Origin of the sequence: Methylotuvimicrobium sp. KM1 (assembly GCF_044788715.1) — a bacterium.
GTDB lineage: Bacteria > Pseudomonadota > Gammaproteobacteria > Methylococcales > Methylomonadaceae > Methylotuvimicrobium.
This window is the reverse complement of sequence record NZ_CP173170.1, coordinates 2,110,416-2,127,657: the sequence shown is the minus strand read 5'-3', so window position 1 is coordinate 2,127,657 and position 17,242 is coordinate 2,110,416. Positions and strand designations below refer to the sequence as shown.

Here is a 17,242-nt window from a genome sequence, read left to right as displayed (position 1 = left end):
TCTAATTAGTCCTTTATTAAGGTAGACTATCACCACACCTTGAGATTGACTCAATGCTTTGCTTCCGAAGCCACTAATAATCTCCAGGCTATATATCTTGTTTTTTTCATTTCTGAGGTTTTCTATGAACACATTCGCTAAAATTCTGTTTACGTTCCTGCTCGGTGCTTTGTCGAGCAACGCTTTTGCGGTCACCAATCCAACCTATGCCGAGGTTAAAGCCGCTATCGAAAATACGCTGGCCAAAGTCGAAGAAGCACAAAGCGCACTAGATAACGACACAGATAAAGCCGTATTGATCGACTTGATCAGCGACGCCCGGCAGTTGCAAAAGGACATAGCCAACAATGCCTTGGACGTCAAACGCAACCGAGCCAGCAGCGTACTTAAAAAAGCACGTAGCGCGGTAAAAAACGATGACCTAGTATCGGCCAGAAGCGCTTTGAACGATGCGGCAAATCGATATAAAGAAATTCAAAGGCTTTACGCATCGACCCACTAAGGATTTGGTCATAAATAATTTGCCTATTTTTAATGCAAGGTAAGCAGGTTCGATAACTCGATTGGCAGGCGTCGCCGGCAGGGCAGATTTTTGCTCCTCGGCAATTGCTGAGTTACATGGATGTAATGAATGCAGAAAATGCAGGAGCATTTTTCTGCCCTGCATCGCCTAAAGCGCCTACTGTTGGTGCCCTAATACACGCCATCCATGGCGTAATGCAAAATCTGCATTCACCCAGCACCTAAATTATCTATATAATTAATCATGGCCAATAGGCTATGGAATTTAGGTGCTGGGTTTACGGCGTCCTGTCAGGCGAGTAATCGTACCCTCTTCCACGCTCAGTGCATTGGAAAGCAATCATTGACTATTTCCTAAATGGTTAATTTATTAGGAAAGAGAACCGTTGCAACTGCTAACGCGAACATAGCCTAATTTAAAGACTGCTTCTTACATAAAAACTGTACCCTTCATAGTCGACTTCCTGTAACTTTCCTTGCTTCAACAGAACTTCAACAGCCTTCCAGTCCTGATGATTCTTTTCCAGTAACTTCATTACGGCATCCTTGCGCATCGGATGCACTGCAGTGATCGCCAGGATATCCTCGACAAAATCGCCGGTCGACGAAAAGACATTGCCCTCATAGCCGCTCAGTAATTCGACGCGAGGCATCACTTCATTGACGGTTTGGTAGACACGAGTCAACGTCTCCGCGCAAGCCGCGCGAACGCTACTGTCCGCAGTCGGACGTGTCGGTATGGAGAGATAAACTATCTCGGGCGCCAATTTCAGCAAAAAAGACGCCAGACGCTTCGTAGAGTCTTGCCCGGTATTAATATCCTCGAGCAGCATCGTCTCGGTCGCCAGTGTTCCCGTGAATTCGCCGGCGAATCTCAGCATTCCCGACAAAATAAGCTCCAAATCGAGTTCTTGGTGCGGCCGATTGATGCGTTGCCAAATAGAGCGATCGACCGCATCCACCTTCAACGATACCCAGTCCGCCAACTTGAGGTGTTCACGAACCTGGCGTTCGCTGATCAACGAGGCATTGGAAATCACGGCAATTTTGATATCAAGAACACGCAGCAATTCGATCGCTCTGCCAAGACCGGCATCCAGGGTCGGTTCCCCGTCCGGAACGAAGGTCAGATAATCGACCGTTTCGCCGCATCGCTTAAGCTTTTCAAGATGCTTTGCGATCTCATCGAATAGATACTCAGGTTCGTAAAACGCACGCTGCCGAATTTCCGTGGCTTTTGTCGGCCCTACCTGGCAATATAGGCACGAATAAGAGCAGTGTTTGGGCGGTATGTTATTGATTCCCAAGCTACGCCCGAGGCGTCTTGACGGTACCGGTCCGAATACGATCATGAGTTGCTCCTTTTTCTGTTTGCTGTAGAGCTTAAAGAATTCCCAGCTTATTGGAAAGCAATATGAACGATAATAACAAAGTATTGGAAGTCAATGATCTTCGAGTCGCTTATAACGGCACGACTGTGATCGAAGGGCTTTCGTTTGCGGTCAAGCGACGCGATATTCTGGTCATTTTAGGGCCGAACGGTGCCGGCAAGACCACGCTGCTCCGTAGTCTGTTGAACCTGCTACCTTATCAAGGTGACATCACCTGGCATGCCGGAAAAATCGGTTATGTCCCGCCTCAAGAATTACTTAGACGACAAGATATTCCGCCACTGAAACTCTCGGAATTCTTTGCCTTCAAAACGTCGGACCGAGAAAAAATCGAAGCGATGCTATGCGCGGTCGGACTCGATGTAAGATGTTTGCAGCGTCAATTCAACGAATTATCGACCGGACAATTTCAACGCATGATGATCGCCTGGTCGCTGCTCGATAATCCGGACGTTTTGATTTTAGACGAACCGACCTCGGGTATCGATATCGGCGGCGAAGAAACGATCTATAGCCTGTTGCAAAAATTCTGGCAAATGCAAAATTTGACTATTTTGTTGGTCACTCACGATCTGCATGTCGTCTGGGAATATGCAACGCAAGTCCTTTGTTTGAACCGACAAGAAATGTGCATGGGCAAACCCGACGAAGTCTTGACGCCGGAGCAATTGAAACGGCTCTACGGTAGCGGCATCAAATTCTATCAACATCGGCACGGATAAAATTTATGTTAGAAACGATCTTGCTTGCTCTGATTATCGGCTGCGCAATCGGCGCGGTTGCCGGTTACATGGGTTCGTTGATGCTTACCAAACGCATGGCGTTGATGGGCGGAGCTCTTGGTCATTTGACGCTGCCTGGCGTAGCCTTGGCTTTACTTTACGATTTCGACGTATCGATCGGCGCGCTACTTTTTTTGACCGGCGGCGTAGCGATCATCTGGCTTTTGGAGCAAAAAACCCGGCTGCATCCCGAAGCGCTGACCGCCGTGGTGTTTTCCGGCGCGTTGGCAACCGCATTTTTGTTTCTGCCCGAGGAAAAAACCGAAATCGCCTTGCTCGGAGATATTTCACAAATATCGCCTGCGACGGTATTCATCACGGTAGTAATCTGTCTAGGGCTTTTCGGGGCGATCAAATCGATTTACGCCCCTTTGGTTTTATCCGGAATATCCGCCGACCTGGCGCAAACCAACGGCGCAAATATAAAACGCAATGATGCGATTTATCTTATCTGTATTGCGATCACCGTCGCAATAGGCGTGCGCATCGTCGGAGGACTGATGACCGCTGCGCTCTTAGCCATTCCGGCTTGCACGGCCAAAAACCTCAGCAACGGCCTGGAACAATATACCGTCATCAGTTCAATTGCCGGCGCCATTGCTTGCGCGCTCGGCATCCTTGCCTTTGGCGTCACCGGCATTTCGGCTGGTCCGTTGATCATTATCGCCAGCGTAGTTTTATTTCTAGCATCGATTTTCTTCCGTGACAAAGGGCAATGACTGATTATGGTTGAATAAGCAGTACCTATTCTGGAGCATCCGTCGCCAGAGTCATTGCTTGATAGGTTTTCATGCCGCCTGATAGTACTTTGACCCGTAAGCCGTTTTGCGTCAAAAGACGATATGCATAATAAGCGCGTTGGCCGACACCGCAGATCAACCAGATATCACGATCCGTCGGTAACTCGTGAATGCGATCGCGTAACGATTCCAGCGGTAAGTTTTGCGCAGTCGGAACATGGCCGCTGGCATATTCGTCCGCGCTACGCACATCGACCAACAAGGCCGAGGTTGTCTCCAGGTCGTCCCAGTTCGCCAAAGGAAAATCGCCGCGCTGATGGTTGCCGGCCAACATGCCGGCGACGTTGACCGGGTCTTTGGCCGCGCCGAACTGCGGCGCATAGCAAAGTTCCAGATTCTCCAGATCGAATATCGTGGCTCCTTGCATCAGCGCCGTCGCGATGACATCGATCGGCCGCGTGACATCCTTCTCGCCGACGGCTTGCGCGCCCAAAATCTTGTTGTCGGTCTTCGAGAACAATAACTTGATGTGTATCGGTTTCGCGCCAGGGAAATAACTGGAATGGTGACCTGGATGCAAATAGACCTTCTCGAAATCCATACCGAGCCGCTTCAATAGTTTTTCGCTGGCGCCGGTGCAGGCAACGGTCAGGCCGAAAACCTCGCATACGGCGGTTCCCAAAACGCCATCGAAAGTCAAGGGCGGCAATGCTTCTTTTTCTCCGCATGAAAAATCATGAATGATTGCCGTAGCCGCAACCCGCCCCTGCCGGTTCGCTGGCCCCGCCAGCGGGACCAGTTGCCATTGCTCGGTGACCCGGTTTTTGACTTCGACGACATCGCCGACCGCCCAAATCGCCGGATCGTTCGTCCGCATGTAGGGATCGACCCGGATTCCGCCGAGCTCGCCCAGTTCCAATCCAGCCTCCCGAGCCAGCGTGGCTTCGGGACGCACGCCGATTCCCAGGATGACCAGATCGGTGTTGAGCGCTGCGCCTTTCGAGGTGTGCAAGATCAAACCGCGCTCCGGGTGCTGCTCGAACGACACGGCGCTTTCGCCGAGCCTTAATTCGACGCCGTTGGTCCTCAAGCGTTCTGCCGCATAGCTTGCCATTTCAGGATCCAACGGCGGCAGCACATGGTCTGCCAATTCCAGCAACGTGACATCGAGTCCCAATGCCACCAGATTTTCGGCCATTTCGAGCCCGATGAAACCGCCGCCGACGATCAACGCTCGCGATGCCTTAGCGGTGGCGGCCTTGATCTTTCGGCTATCCGGAATATTGCGCAAGACATAGATACCCGGCAGATCGATGCCCGGCAAGGGTGGGCGGATCGGCTGGGCGCCGGTCGCCAAAACCAAGGCATCATAGGCTTCTTCGCGGCACGTTCCCGTTTTCAAATCAAGCACTTCTATCGTTCGCGCTTGCCGGTCGATGCGTGTGACTTCGGTTTCGGTATGGACTTCGATGTTGAAGCGGTGCTCGAACAAATCCGGGCTGGCCACCAGCAGCTTTGCTTCGGACTCGATCACGTCACCGACGAAATAAGGCAGGCCGCAATTGGCGAACGAAACGTGCTGGCCTCGTTCGAACACGACAATATCGCAGGTTTCGCAAAGTCTCCGCGCACGCGCCGCGCAAGTCGCTCCGCCGGCCACGCCGCCGACGATGAGGATACGTTTTTTGTTTGGATTCATAATTACACACCTTTGACGACATACTCTTCATAGATCAAAATTCGGCACTGGAATGCCCCCTAAGCTTTGCCGAAATTTGCAATGCGAAAGATATAATAAGGATCGGATAATAAGAGGAGCATCTCTATCTACCCAGCCGGCACACGAGCAATTTGCGCTAATGCACTTTGGCGTTTCCCCAATCTTTTCTGTCGGTACCGAATTCCGCATTCCATTTTTTCGCTCTAGTCAGACATTGAATTAGAAATAGCTGAGTGTATATATTGCTATGGTAGATTAGCCGGACCAAAGAATCTCCACTGAGTTATTTTACTCCCTTTATACTCAAAAATTAGCTAACTTTATAAAAGCATAAGGTGTGGCTAACGAGGATGTCGGCTGCAGGGATTGCTGCCGTAAAGCCCCCATGGATGGGTTCACCCAGCACCTAAATTCCATAGTCCATTGGCTATGGTTAACTATCTGAGATAATTTAGGTGCTGGGTGAACGGCGGTCCTCGGTAGACGCATCCCATACCTTTTATTCTGAGCCGGTTTTTCAATCAAAAGAGAATAATCTGCTCGAAACCGTTCTTCTAACGCCAACGCACACATTTGGTGCCGTACTACCCTGGCAATGACTATCTCTGCACTAAATCATGTCATCGCTTGCCCAGGGAAAAACCGCCCTTACTCCCTTCTCAAATCCAATCTAACCATAGCCTATTGTTATTATTGAATTATTAATTACTATCCCGAAACCATCTCACTATTGGCATTCCATTTGCTTAAATATTAATAAATCTCCAACGATGGAGTAACTGACAAGCTCACTGTCGAGCAAACCGGACAAAGGCGTCTCTCATGCGATAACCCCTCGTATCGCATGGCAGACGCCTTTTTTTTGCCTGAATTTTATATTTGCGGAACCGACCATGAACTCAAACTTAGTATCCAACGCTAAACGACGACCGACCATATTGGCGGCTACCGCAGCCTTTTTGCTTATGGCAAGCACGAATGCTGCATCTGTAGAAAACATCGAAAAAGAAGACCTGAAATTGGGTTTCATTAAGTTAACCGATATGGCGCCCTTGGCCATCGCCTATGAAAAAAGGTTTTTCGAAGATGAAGGCCTTTATGTGCAATTAGAAGCCCAAGCTAATTGGAAAGTTTTGCTCGACCGCGTCATCAACGGCGAGTTGGACGGCGCGCATATGCTAGCGGGACAACCCTTGGGCGCGACAATCGGTTTCGGCACGAAAGCCGATGTGATTACCGCGTTTAGCATGGACCTAAACGGCAATGCCGTGACCGTTTCGAACGACATCTGGCAACAAATGAAACCGCATGTACCAATGCAAGACGGCAAGCCGGTGCATCCAATCAAAGCCGAATCTTTGAAACCGGTGATCGAAAAATTCAAGGCCGAAGGCAAACCGTTCAACATGGGCATGGTATTTCCGGTTTCGACGCATAACTACGAACTGCGTTATTGGCTGGCAGCCGGCGGTATACAACCCGGTTATTACTCGCCGCCGGGAGAAACGACCGGACAGCTCAATGCCGAAGTGTTGCTGTCCGTCACTCCACCGCCGCAAATGCCGGCCACGCTCGAAGCCGGCACGATTTACGGTTATTGCGTCGGCGAACCGTGGAATCAGCAAGCGGTATTCAAAGGTATCGGCGTACCGGTCGTGACCAATTATGAAATTTGGAAGAACAATCCGGAAAAAGTATTCGGTGTCAGTAAAACCTGGGCCGATAAAAACCCGAATACGCACTTGGCTGTCGTCAAGGCGCTGATTCGTGCGGCGATATGGCTCGACGCCGAAAACAATAAGAACCGCAAAGAAGCAGCCAAGATTATTTCCGACAGCCGTTATGTCGGCGCCGATTTTGAGGTGATCGCCAATAGCATGACCGGGTCTTTTGAATATGAAAAAGGCGATGCCCGTTCGCTGCCCGATTTCAATGTGTTTTTCCGTTATCACGCCACATACCCCTATTACAGCGATGCAATTTGGTTTCTGACGCAAATGCGCCGTTGGGGACAGATCAACGAACCCAAATCCGACGAATGGTTCGTTGAAACGGCTAAAAAAGTTTATCGCCCGGATATCTATAGGGCCGCCGCAAAAGAATTGATTGCCGAAGGTAAAGCCAAGGCAAGCGATTTTCCGCCTGAAACCGAAACCGGATTCAAACCGCCGCAAGCCGATTTTATCGACGACATTGTTTACGACGGCAGTAAACCGAACGAATATCTGACGAAATTCCCGATCGGCTTGAAAGGCAAAGAAATATTGAAAGACGGAAAAATCAGCCAATGACGGCGCATCGCTCCGAATAAAACAAGTAAGGATTTGGTCGTCAATAACTTTCCCATCCTATGGAGGGTTCGGTTGCTTGATTGGCAGGTGTCGGCGACAGGGCAGATTTTTGCTCCTGCAAAATCTGCATTCATGCCATCCATGGCAATCAGATTCCGCCGTCAAGCCTACACGGACGTATTCACCCAGCACCTAAATTAGCCATTATATTAAACATAGCCAATGGGCTAAGGAATTTAGGTGCTGGGTTCACGGCGACCTGTCAAGCGAGTTGCCGAACCCTCAACAAAACTCATAGCTATAGGACGTTATTTATCACGAAATCCTAGATAAAGAACAACCCCTTCCGATAGTGACATCGAATGTCGCCTAGGCGCAAGGACGCGTCATTTTTTTAGACATTCATGACTAAACATGACCGTTGGTTAGACAAAGAGGTTCGCCATGTCGACTACATTAATCAAATTTTTCAACGTGACCGGGCTGACCTGGTTCGTACCGTTCGTCAAGCTTTGCGCCGGCGAAAATCCGCAGCAGCAAATGCGGCAAATCGGTTTGACGATCATCGTGCCGATACTGGCTTTCGTCATCTTCCTGGGCCTTTGGAATGCCTCGGCCGTAAAAATCCAAACCAGTTTGGGCGCGATTCCGGGGCCTGAAGCCGTATGGCATGAAGCGCAGGGACTGATCGACGCCCATCATGCCGAAAGAGAAAAAATGGCCGCATTCTACGAGCGCCAAAAAATCCGCAATCAACAAAAGTTGGCGCGCGACCCGCAAGCCGAAATCAAAACACGGCCCTATACCGGCAAACCGACTTACTTCGACCAAATTTTGACCAGTCTTTATACCGTATTCACGGGCTTTATCATTGCAACGTTGATTGCTGTGCCGCTCGGTATCCTTTGCGGCATGAGCCCGGTTATCAATACCGCGATCAACCCAATGATTCAGATCTTCAAACCGGTTTCGCCGCTCGCTTGGTTACCGATTGTGACGCTGGTTGTCAGCGCGGTCTACATCACGACGGACGATTCATGGTTCGAAAAAGCCTTTTTGACCTCGGCAATTACCGTCACGCTATGCTCGTTATGGCCGACGCTGATCAACACCGCGGTCGGCGTCTCGTCGATCGACAAGGATTTGGTTAATGTCGGCAAAGTCCTTCGTCTCAACTGGAGCACGCAGATCAAGAAGATCGTACTACCCTCGGCCTTACCCTATATCTTCACCGGCATGCGCATGTCGCTTGGGGTTGGCTGGATGGTGCTGATCGCGGCCGAAATGCTCGCACAAAACCCCGGCCTCGGAAAGTTTATCTGGGACGAGTTTCAAAACGGCAGCTCGAATTCCTTAGGCCGTATCATGGTCGCGGTATTCACGATCGGCATCATCGGGTTCATGCTGGACCGCATCATGCATTCGCTGCAACAAGCCTTCTCCTTCGGCAAAACACTCTGACCCGGAGACCGACATGAAAACATCCCGACTCTTACGTATCGATGACGAATCAATCGACACGCCGGCACCCGCTGCGCCGTTAGCCAAGGTCCATTCCTTGAAACCTTTCTTACAACTCAAAAACGTTTACAAATCCTACGGCGAGGGCAAGGGTAAAACGCCGGTATTGAAAGACATCAATCTGGACATCGAGGCAGGCGAATTTATCGCGATCGTCGGCTTTTCCGGCAGCGGCAAGACCACGCTGATTTCAACGATTGCAGGATTGATCGAGGCCGACAGCGGCGAGGTGCTTAAACAAGGCCGGCCGATCAAGGGACCGGGGCCTGACCGTTGCGTGGTCTTTCAAAATTATTCGCTGCTGCCTTGGCTGACCGTATTCGACAATGTCGCACTGGCCGTCGACCAACGCTTCAAAGATTGGTCGGCCGACCGGCGTAAAGCGCATACCGAAAAATATGTACGCATGGTCAATTTAGGCGGCGCAATGACCAAAAAGCCTGCCGAATTATCGGGCGGCATGCGTCAACGCGTCAATGTGGCCCGGGCCTTGGCCGCCAATCCCGATATCTTGTTGTTGGACGAACCGTTGAGCGCATTAGATGCGCTGACGCGCGGCAAACTTCAGGACGAAATCCTCGCGATTTGGCAAGCGGAAAAGAAAACCGTCATTTTGATCACGAACGATGTCGACGAGGCGATCTATATGGCCGATCGCGTCATCGCACTGAACCCAGGACCCGGCGCGACATTCGGGCCCAGCTTCAAGATTCCGTTGGCAAGACCGCGCGGCCGAACCGCGCTGAATCACGATGAAACCTTCAAGAAACTCCGCGCCGAAATCACCCGCTATTTGATGGGTGTCGGCATGCAAAAAGCCGACGCGTCCGATAAAGAAAACATTGTTTTGCCGGATGTTCGACCCAACACCAGCAACGATTGGAAATTGGACATCTCGGCTTTAAAACCCAAACAGAACGATCTTGGCAAACCGCGTTATCTGGAATTCTCGCAACTCTCGAAAATCTATCCGACGCCCGACGGTAAAAGCACGGTCAAGGTTGTAGACGGATTCGACATGTTAGCCAAAAAAGGCGAATTCATCTCGATCATCGGCCATTCGGGCTGCGGTAAATCGACCGTACTGTCGATGACCGCAGGCCTGACCGACGTATCCGAAGGCGGCATCGTGCTGGACAACAAAGAAATCGACAGCGCCGGCCCGGACAAGGGCGTTGTGTTCCAGTCGCCCAGTCTGTTTCCCTGGCTGACCGCGTTCGAGAACGTCATGATCGGCGTCGACAACGTTTACCCGCATGCATCGCAGTCCGAACGCGACGATATCGTCGAATATTACTTAACCCGCGTCGGACTGGCCGATGCGATGGATAAAAAAGCGGCGGACCTCTCCAACGGAATGCGCCAACGGGTCGGTATCGCCCGCGCTTTCGCATTGTCGCCGAAACTGTTATTGCTCGACGAGCCGTTCGGCATGCTCGATTCGCTGACCCGTTGGGAATTGCAGGAAGTCCTGATGGAAGTCTGGGAACGGACCCATGTCACCGCGATCGTCGTGACCCACGATGTCGACGAGGCCATCCTGCTCGCCGACCGGGTCGTGATGATGACCAATGGTCCGCACGCGAAGATCGGCAAGATCGAAACGATCGACCTACCAAGGCCGCGCACACGACAAGCCTTACTCGATCACCCGGATTATTACAAGTACCGAGAAAGCCTACTGACCTTTCTGGCCGAATGCGAGCATACGCATTGAGACGCTTGTATAGGGTCCACGATGCATAATCGCTGTAAACGCGTGAGGCCTAAGCCCGTTCTAATGGATCGCATGTGCGATCAAAACGATTTCATGTTCATTAAGGAGAATACGATGCTATTAGCTACCGCTTTACCGCTTAAAACCCGAAGGTCTTGGCATATCGCCTGTTCGGCAACATTAATCGCGATAACATCGTCAGCCCAGGCCGGCGGCTTCGACGAAACGATCGAAAACGCGCTCAAGTTCGGACAAAGTGACGGTAAATACGGTCAAGTTACTTTCGATCTGAACTACCGCTACGAACACGCCAACACCGAAGGCACCCCGCCGGAACCGGCCAATGCCAATACCTTTCGCTTGCGTCTGGGCTATTTGAGTCCGAATGTATTCGGTTGGCAAGGCTTCGCCGAATACGAGAATATCTTTGCTGCGCAACGCGATTACAATGGCGTATCAACCGGCAACAGCCGTTATCATGTTGTCGCCGACCCGGCCGACCGGCACGAATTGAATCAACTCTGGCTCACTTTTAACGGTATTCCGGATACATTGATCAAGGGCGGCCGGCAACGCATCAAGCTGGATGACGACCGTTTCATCGGTAACGTCGGTTGGCGGCAAATGGAGATGACCTACGATTCTGTGCTGGTGACGAACACGTCGATTGCCGATTTGACGATTCGGGCAGGCTATATCGGCAGGGTCCGAAACATTCTTTCGTTGACCGACAACACCGAACTGCCTTTACTCAACGTCAATTACAACTTCGGTAATTTGGGCAGTGCAACCGCTTACGGTTACTGGTTGAAATATACCGAAGACAAGGCGTTGTTCGGCCGCTCCAGCCAGACCTACGGTATTAGACTGATAGGCTCGCCGCAAATCAATGAAGACTTGACACTGCATTACACGGCCGAATACAGCTATCAAGCCGATTATCAAAACAATCCGAACAGCTTCGCATTGGATCGTTACAACTTGATGGGCGGCTTGACGCTATTCGGCATCACTGCAAAAGCAGCTATGGAACAACTTAACGGCAACGGGCGCAATGCCTTCCAAGCGCCGCTCGGCACTAACCATGCCTTTCAAGGCTGGGCCGACCGATTTCTGGCAACGCCTGCCGACGGTATTCGGGACGTCAATGTCACATTGGCAAGCGGCGTGCTCGGCGCCAATTTGATGTTCGTCTATCACAACTTCACCGATGACAGCGGTAGTATCGATTACGGCAACGAATACGATTTCCAAGTCACCAAAGCCTTCGGCAAGCACTATTCCGTATTGTTGAAATACGCCTATTACGCCGCCGATGCTAACGCCCCCGCTTTTGCCCAAAACGACACGCAAAAGGTTTGGGTTCAGGGCAACGTTTCTTTTTAACAGGTTAAGTGGTGCATGCCGGTTCTTCGCTCACGAACTAAAGGCATCGCGCCCACACCATCCTAAGGAGAATGATCATGAAACAAAAATTAGTCGTTATCGGTAATGGCATGGCGGGTATGAAATCTGTCGAAGCCTTGATCGAATCCGCGCCTGACTTATACGACATCACCGTATTCGGCGCCGAACCTTACGGTAATTACAACCGGATTCTGTTGACTCCGGTCTTGTATGGCGAAAAACGGATCAACGACATCATGATTCACGACTTCGCCTGGTACCGAAAACATGCTATCACGCTCTATTGCGGTCCGGACAAAACCGTCGTCAACGTCGACCGGGCCAATCGCCGCGTGATCGCAAAGGATGGCACCGAAGCCCCTTACGACCGTCTGTTAATCGCAACCGGTTCGCTGCCGTTGATTCTACCGATTCCGGGCCGCGACACCGAAGGCGTGATGAGTTTCCGAGAAATCGCCGATGTCGAAGCAATGATCGAAAAAAGCCGAAGCAAGCGGCACGCCATCGTACTCGGCGGCGGCTTGTTGGGTTTGGAAGCCGCCAACGGTCTCAAGCAGCGAGGCATGCATGTGACCGTTATCAATCGCGCCGACCATTTATTGAATCGCCAACTCGATAACGAGGCCGGCGCTCTCTTGAAATCGCAGCTCGAATCCAAGGGGCTTTATTTCAAGCTGGGCTGCACGATCGAAAACATCATCAGCCGAAACGGCCATATCGCCGAAGTCGAACTGAGCGACGGCAGCATCCTGCCCGCCGATCTACTGATCATGGCAACCGGCATCAAGCCGAATATCGCGCTCGCAAAGGCCATCGGCCTCGACTGCGAACAAGGCATCGTCGTCGACGATACGATGCGAACCAGCGATCCTGAGATCTATTCGGTCGGCGAATGCGTGCAGCATCGCGGCGAATTGTTCGGCCTGGTCGCGCCGGTATACGAGCAAGCCAAGGTCTGCGCTCGGCAATTGAGTCATCGAAGCGATTCGCGTTATCAAAGCTTGTTGCCGGCAACCCGGCTCAAGGTGACCGGCATCGATCTGTTTTCGGCAGGCGATTTCAATGGCGGCAAACAGAGCGAACAGATTGTTTTCAAGGACCCTGCCCTGCATATTTATAAAAAATTGGTTATCAAGAATCGACGTATCGCCGGTATCGTGCTCTATGGCGATACTGGCGATTCGGCTTGGTATCTCGATTGTTTGAAAAACCGGACCGATATTTCGCCGTACCGCGAATGTTTGATTTTCGGGCGCCCACCCTTGCCGATTGCCGCATGACCGCCGCCATGAACGCAAAAACAATCGAAACCACCTGTCCTTATTGCGGGGTCGGCTGCGGTATTCTAGCGACCGTCGACGATGCTATCACCCACAAAGTGACGATACAAGGCGACCCGGATCATCCCTCCAATTTCGGTAAACTGTGCTCGAAAGGTTCGGCCTTGGGCGATACCGTATCGATGGAAAATCGCCTGCTGCATCCCGAAGTCCATGGCATGCCGTGCGACTGGAATACCGCGCTCGACACCGTTGCTGAAGGTTTGACCTCGATCGTCCGGCAATACGGGCCCGATGCGGTAGCGTTCTATGTCTCGGGTCAACTCTTGACCGAAGACTATTATGTCGTCAATAAATTCATGAAAGGCTTTATCGGCTCGGCCAATATCGACACCAATTCACGGCTGTGCATGTCCTCGGCCGTCACTGGTTACAAACGGGCTTTCGGCGCCGATGCCGTTCCGTGCAGCTACGAAGACTTGGAGGCCGCCGAATTGATCGTGCTGACCGGCTCGAACACCGCATGGTGTCACCCGGTCGTGTTTCAGCGCATCCTCAGAGCCAAGCAAAACAATCCGGCGCTGAAAATCGTCGTGATCGACCCGCGCCGAACCGCGACATGCGACAGCGCGGATTTGCATTTGGCTATCAAACCGGGCATGGACGGCTTATTATTCAACGGTTTGTTGGCCTATTTAGCACAAAGCGATGTGCTCGATAACGACTATATCGACACATCTACTCAGGATTTCGAATGGGCGTTGCAGTCCGCCCGCAACACGGCCGGAGATATTGAAAACATCGCGCAAGACTGCGGCTTGCCCTCGGCCGACGTCGAAAAATTTTTCGACTGGTTTGCGAACACCGCTAAAACCGTTACGGTCTATTCGCAAGGCATCAACCAATCGGCCTCCGGCTCCGATAAATGCAATGCCATCATCAATTGCCATTTGGCGACCGGTAGAATCGGGAAACCGGGCATGGGGCCTTTTTCGTTCACCGGTCAGCCGAATGCGATGGGCGGACGCGAAGTCGGCGGCTTAGCCAACACCTTGGCCGCACACATGGAATTGGATAAGCCAGAGCATATCGACCGCGTTGCCCGCTTTTGGCAAACCGATCGGATCGCGACCCGTCCCGGCCTAAAGGCGGTCGAACTGTTCGATGCGATCGATGCGGGCACCGTCAAGGCGGTTTGGATTATCGCAACGAATCCGGTCGTCACGCTGCCGGACGCGGACAAAATTAAAAATGCGCTGAAACGCTGCGATCTCGTCATCGTATCGGATTGCATCAAGAACACCGATACGGTCGATTTGGCGCATGTCCGCCTACCTGCGGCCGGCTGGAGCGAAAAAAACGGTACCGTCACGAACATGGAAAGGCGAATATCGCGTCAGCGACCGCTATTCCCTTTTTCCGGAAGCGCTAGGCCGGATTGGTGGATCGTCAGTCAAGTCGCCGCCCGCATGGGCTTCAAACATGCCTTCGCCTACCGGTCCGGTGCCGACATTTTCCGCGAACATGCCGCGCTGTCCGGCTTTGAAAATAATCGGGAAGACCAACCGCGCGATTTCGATATTTCGGCCTTCGCGGATCTGACCGAAGACGCCTACGACCGGTTACAACCTGTGCAATGGCCGGTCACCAAGAAGAATCCTAACGGCACCGCGCGCCTGTTCACCGACGGTAAGTTTTATACCGCGTCTCGAAAAGCCCGGTTCATTGCGATACGCCCTCGCCCGCCGGTTAACAAGCCCGATCCGAATTATCCTTTCACGTTGAATACCGGACGCCTGCGCGATCAATGGCATACAATGACACGAACTGGCTTGTCGGCAAAACTCAATGCCCATAAACCGGAGCCTTTTGTCGAGATTCATCCGCTCGATGCGTCCCGGCACAAATTACAAGCGCATGACCTAACCACGATCTCGAGCCTATGGGGCAATATGATTGCCCGCGTCGTAATCACCGACAGCCAACAACCCGGCAGCCTATTCGTGCCGATGCACTGGACGGCGCAACTCACTAGCCGTGGACGCGTCGGCGCATTGGTCAACCCGGTCGTCGATCCGCATTCCGGCCAACCGGAAAGCAAACAAACGCCGGTAACCATCACGCCTTACCGAGCGCTTTGGTACGCGATGCTATTGTCGCGGGCGCCGTTGGCCCTAGACGATATAGAATATCGCGTTACAGTCAAAGGCAACGACTTCATCCGCTACGAGCTGGCCGACCGTATGCCCCGCCTTTCTTGGCGCGATTGGCTAAGATCGCTATCCGGCGAATCGAATAACCCTCATTGTCTGGAATACAGCGATCCGGAACGGGGCATTTATCGAAGTGCGCTAATCATCGACGACCGATTGGAAGTTTGCTTATTCGTGTCCTCAACACCGCCGATGCCGGAAACCAGCTGGCTTGAATCGCTATTCGCGCAACCGCAGATTAACAAAGAAGAACGTTTACGGTTATTGAGCGCTTTGCCGCCGGATGGACAAGAGGATTGCGGCCGCTTGGTTTGTTCCTGTTTTAATGTCGGCGAAAAATCGATCGCCAAAGCGGTCCGGGAATTCAATTTAGCGAACGTCGAACAAATCGGGCAGCGGTTAAGCGCAGGAACCGGTTGCGGCTCTTGCCTGCCGGAACTGAAACGATTTTTGCCGAAGCAATAAACCTCTTTAAACACCAAATCACTGACCATTTTGTTCTATCTAAGAAAGCTCATACGAATAGACAGGGATAGCTTGGGACACGAAATCGTAATCTCCGGGTTGAATGGGGCGCACCATACCATATCCGGTCGCAATCCAAGTATATTCCAAAAAAGACATTTACATAATTGCCTTACGCAAGTTGATCAGCCTCTTGACGATTTCCCCCCGCATTTGCTCGCGCCCTATCGAATGCTTAACGCCGCTACCGAAACCCGCCACTTGGTCGGTAAAGCTCCGGTTGGCATAGAAAACCAATGAACCATCACGATAAGGCAGACAGGCGATACTGAGTTGATTGGAATTGTATGAGTGCCCGACATAAAACTGCCGGGACAGCATGACTTCGGCGCCATTCGATGACAACATGATGCGATGCCCCAGGATTGCGGTGGGGCGCCCTTCGACATTGCGATTGAGCCAGAAAAATTGTTCGCCTGCACCCGCCGGCATTGCCGCGGGATAATCGAGCCAAGCCTTGTAAACTTGCGGAAAATAACGCGTCAATACTTTATTGGCCAATGTTGCGGTGCGAAGCTCTTCCGCAGGCCTCGCCGACAAACCGTCTCCACGATCATAATTGGCAATCCCTTTCAGTCCCTTTTTGCGATAAGATTGCATGCGTTCGAGAAGAATGCGCCGATAGGATTGTGACGCCGCGTCGGCTTGCGCGGCGTCGATGCTCTTAAGAAGCTTGAATTCGTCGATCGACAAATTGAATTGACTGCCCGGTTGCGCCCGCATGAAATTCTTTGCCTCCCCACTTCCTGCCTTTAAAGCAAAACCTTTGAACGACTCCAGTGTCGCGTTGGCCGGAATCTTACCTTGCGAAATGAGATCGGTATCAATGGTTCCGAGATCTTTCTCGTTAATGTACTGAACGAGCTTGGAAGGTTTAGCCGGTATGTACATCACGACGCCGGCGGCCAATTCTTTTTCGTTGTTTTCCGCGATATCGAATGAGACGGTTTTACCCTGCTCCAGATTGGCCAACTCTTTCGAGTTAATGCCGAGCAACCCCATCAACGCCGTCACTTCCGATGAGTCTTCCGCTTGCGCCGGAATAATACCGACTAATCCCAGAACAAAGATAAGCCGACAGAATAATGTTTTGATCGATTGATTATTATGAAACATGACCCAATACCTTTTTT

General features: G+C 51.7%; 12 protein-coding genes. 9 read left to right on the top strand and 3 right to left on the bottom strand.

Features of this window, described 5'->3' with window-relative positions; genetic code table 11:
• The first annotated feature begins 124 nt into the window (after positions 1–124).
• A complete protein-coding gene (locus ACINK7_RS08980; RefSeq protein WP_404361012.1) occupies positions 125–502 on the top strand; it encodes a hypothetical protein in 378 nt (125 codons plus the stop codon).
• Positions 503–938: 436 nt separating this feature from the next.
• Here ACINK7_RS08980 and ACINK7_RS08975 read toward each other — a convergent pair whose 3' ends face one another.
• A complete protein-coding gene (locus ACINK7_RS08975) occupies positions 939–1,874 on the bottom strand; it encodes a radical SAM protein (RefSeq protein WP_404361011.1) in 936 nt (311 codons plus the stop codon).
• Between the two features lie 62 nt (positions 1,875–1,936).
• Between ACINK7_RS08975 and ACINK7_RS08970 the strand changes: the two genes are divergently transcribed.
• Together ACINK7_RS08970 and ACINK7_RS08965 are read left to right on the top strand one after the other, a co-directional pair.
• Positions 1,937–2,635, top strand: a complete 699-nt coding sequence (locus tag ACINK7_RS08970; protein ID WP_404361010.1) for a metal ABC transporter ATP-binding protein — start codon at positions 1,937–1,939, stop codon at positions 2,633–2,635.
• Between the two features lie 5 nt (positions 2,636–2,640).
• Positions 2,641–3,414 (top strand): metal ABC transporter permease, encoded by a 774-nt coding sequence (locus ACINK7_RS08965; protein WP_404361008.1) that lies wholly within the window; start codon positions 2,641–2,643, stop codon positions 3,412–3,414.
• 25 nt (positions 3,415–3,439) lie between these two features.
• Here the strand turns inward: ACINK7_RS08965 and ACINK7_RS08960 are convergent, their stop codons facing one another.
• Positions 3,440–5,134: an FAD-dependent oxidoreductase gene (locus tag ACINK7_RS08960; protein ID WP_404361007.1), complete on the bottom strand. Its 1,695-nt coding sequence runs from the start codon at positions 5,132–5,134 to the stop codon at positions 3,440–3,442.
• A 914-nt stretch (positions 5,135–6,048) separates the two neighbouring features.
• Here ACINK7_RS08960 and ACINK7_RS08955 point away from each other — a divergent pair.
• The 6 genes from ACINK7_RS08955 (at position 6,049) to ACINK7_RS08930 (ending at position 16,049) form a co-directional block, all read left to right on the top strand.
• Positions 6,049–7,446, top strand: a complete 1,398-nt coding sequence (locus ACINK7_RS08955) for a CmpA/NrtA family ABC transporter substrate-binding protein (protein ID WP_404361006.1) — start codon at positions 6,049–6,051, stop codon at positions 7,444–7,446.
• A 444-nt stretch (positions 7,447–7,890) separates the two neighbouring features.
• Complete coding sequence (locus tag ACINK7_RS08950; RefSeq protein WP_404361005.1) at positions 7,891–8,907, top strand: ABC transporter permease; 1,017 nt, start codon at positions 7,891–7,893, stop codon at positions 8,905–8,907.
• Between the two features lie 13 nt (positions 8,908–8,920).
• Positions 8,921–10,684 (top strand): ABC transporter ATP-binding protein, encoded by a 1,764-nt coding sequence (locus ACINK7_RS08945; RefSeq protein WP_404361004.1) that lies wholly within the window; start codon positions 8,921–8,923, stop codon positions 10,682–10,684.
• 114 nt (positions 10,685–10,798) lie between these two features.
• Complete coding sequence (locus ACINK7_RS08940; RefSeq protein WP_404361003.1) at positions 10,799–12,070, top strand: alginate export family protein; 1,272 nt, start codon at positions 10,799–10,801, stop codon at positions 12,068–12,070.
• 77 nt (positions 12,071–12,147) lie between these two features.
• Entirely contained in the window at positions 12,148–13,371 is a 1,224-nt protein-coding gene (locus ACINK7_RS08935) for an NAD(P)/FAD-dependent oxidoreductase (RefSeq protein ID WP_404361002.1), read from the top strand.
• Positions 13,329–16,049, top strand: coding sequence for a molybdopterin-dependent oxidoreductase (locus ACINK7_RS08930; RefSeq protein ID WP_404361001.1), 2,721 nt, complete (start codon positions 13,329–13,331; stop codon positions 16,047–16,049). The genes ACINK7_RS08935 and ACINK7_RS08930 overlap by 43 nt, the downstream gene beginning before the upstream one ends.
• A gap of 159 nt (positions 16,050–16,208) precedes the next feature.
• On the opposite strand, the gene ACINK7_RS08925 is transcribed toward ACINK7_RS08930, so the two are convergent.
• Positions 16,209–17,225, bottom strand: a complete 1,017-nt coding sequence (locus ACINK7_RS08925) for a hypothetical protein (RefSeq protein ID WP_404361000.1) — start codon at positions 17,223–17,225, stop codon at positions 16,209–16,211.
• Positions 17,226–17,242: the final 17 nt, after the last annotated feature.

Bases quoted from the DNA above. Each gene is read 5' to 3' on its own strand.
- ACINK7_RS08980 (WP_404361012.1), top strand. From the start codon at position 125: ATGAACACATTCGCTAAAATTCTGTTTACGTTCCTGCTCGGTGCTTTG.
- ACINK7_RS08975 (WP_404361011.1), bottom strand. From the start codon at position 1,874: ATGATCGTATTCGGACCGGTACCGTCAAGACGCCTCGGGCGTAGCTTG.
- ACINK7_RS08970 (WP_404361010.1), top strand. From the start codon at position 1,937: ATGAACGATAATAACAAAGTATTGGAAGTCAATGATCTTCGAGTCGCT.
- ACINK7_RS08965 (WP_404361008.1), top strand. From the start codon at position 2,641: ATGTTAGAAACGATCTTGCTTGCTCTGATTATCGGCTGCGCAATCGGC.
- ACINK7_RS08960 (WP_404361007.1), bottom strand. From the start codon at position 5,134: ATGAATCCAAACAAAAAACGTATCCTCATCGTCGGCGGCGTGGCCGGC.
- ACINK7_RS08955 (WP_404361006.1), top strand. From the start codon at position 6,049: ATGAACTCAAACTTAGTATCCAACGCTAAACGACGACCGACCATATTG.
- ACINK7_RS08950 (WP_404361005.1), top strand. From the start codon at position 7,891: ATGTCGACTACATTAATCAAATTTTTCAACGTGACCGGGCTGACCTGG.
- ACINK7_RS08945 (WP_404361004.1), top strand. From the start codon at position 8,921: ATGAAAACATCCCGACTCTTACGTATCGATGACGAATCAATCGACACG.
- ACINK7_RS08940 (WP_404361003.1), top strand. From the start codon at position 10,799: ATGCTATTAGCTACCGCTTTACCGCTTAAAACCCGAAGGTCTTGGCAT.
- ACINK7_RS08935 (WP_404361002.1), top strand. From the start codon at position 12,148: ATGAAACAAAAATTAGTCGTTATCGGTAATGGCATGGCGGGTATGAAA.
- ACINK7_RS08930 (WP_404361001.1), top strand. From the start codon at position 13,329: ATGTTTGATTTTCGGGCGCCCACCCTTGCCGATTGCCGCATGACCGCC.
- ACINK7_RS08925 (WP_404361000.1), bottom strand. From the start codon at position 17,225: ATGTTTCATAATAATCAATCGATCAAAACATTATTCTGTCGGCTTATC.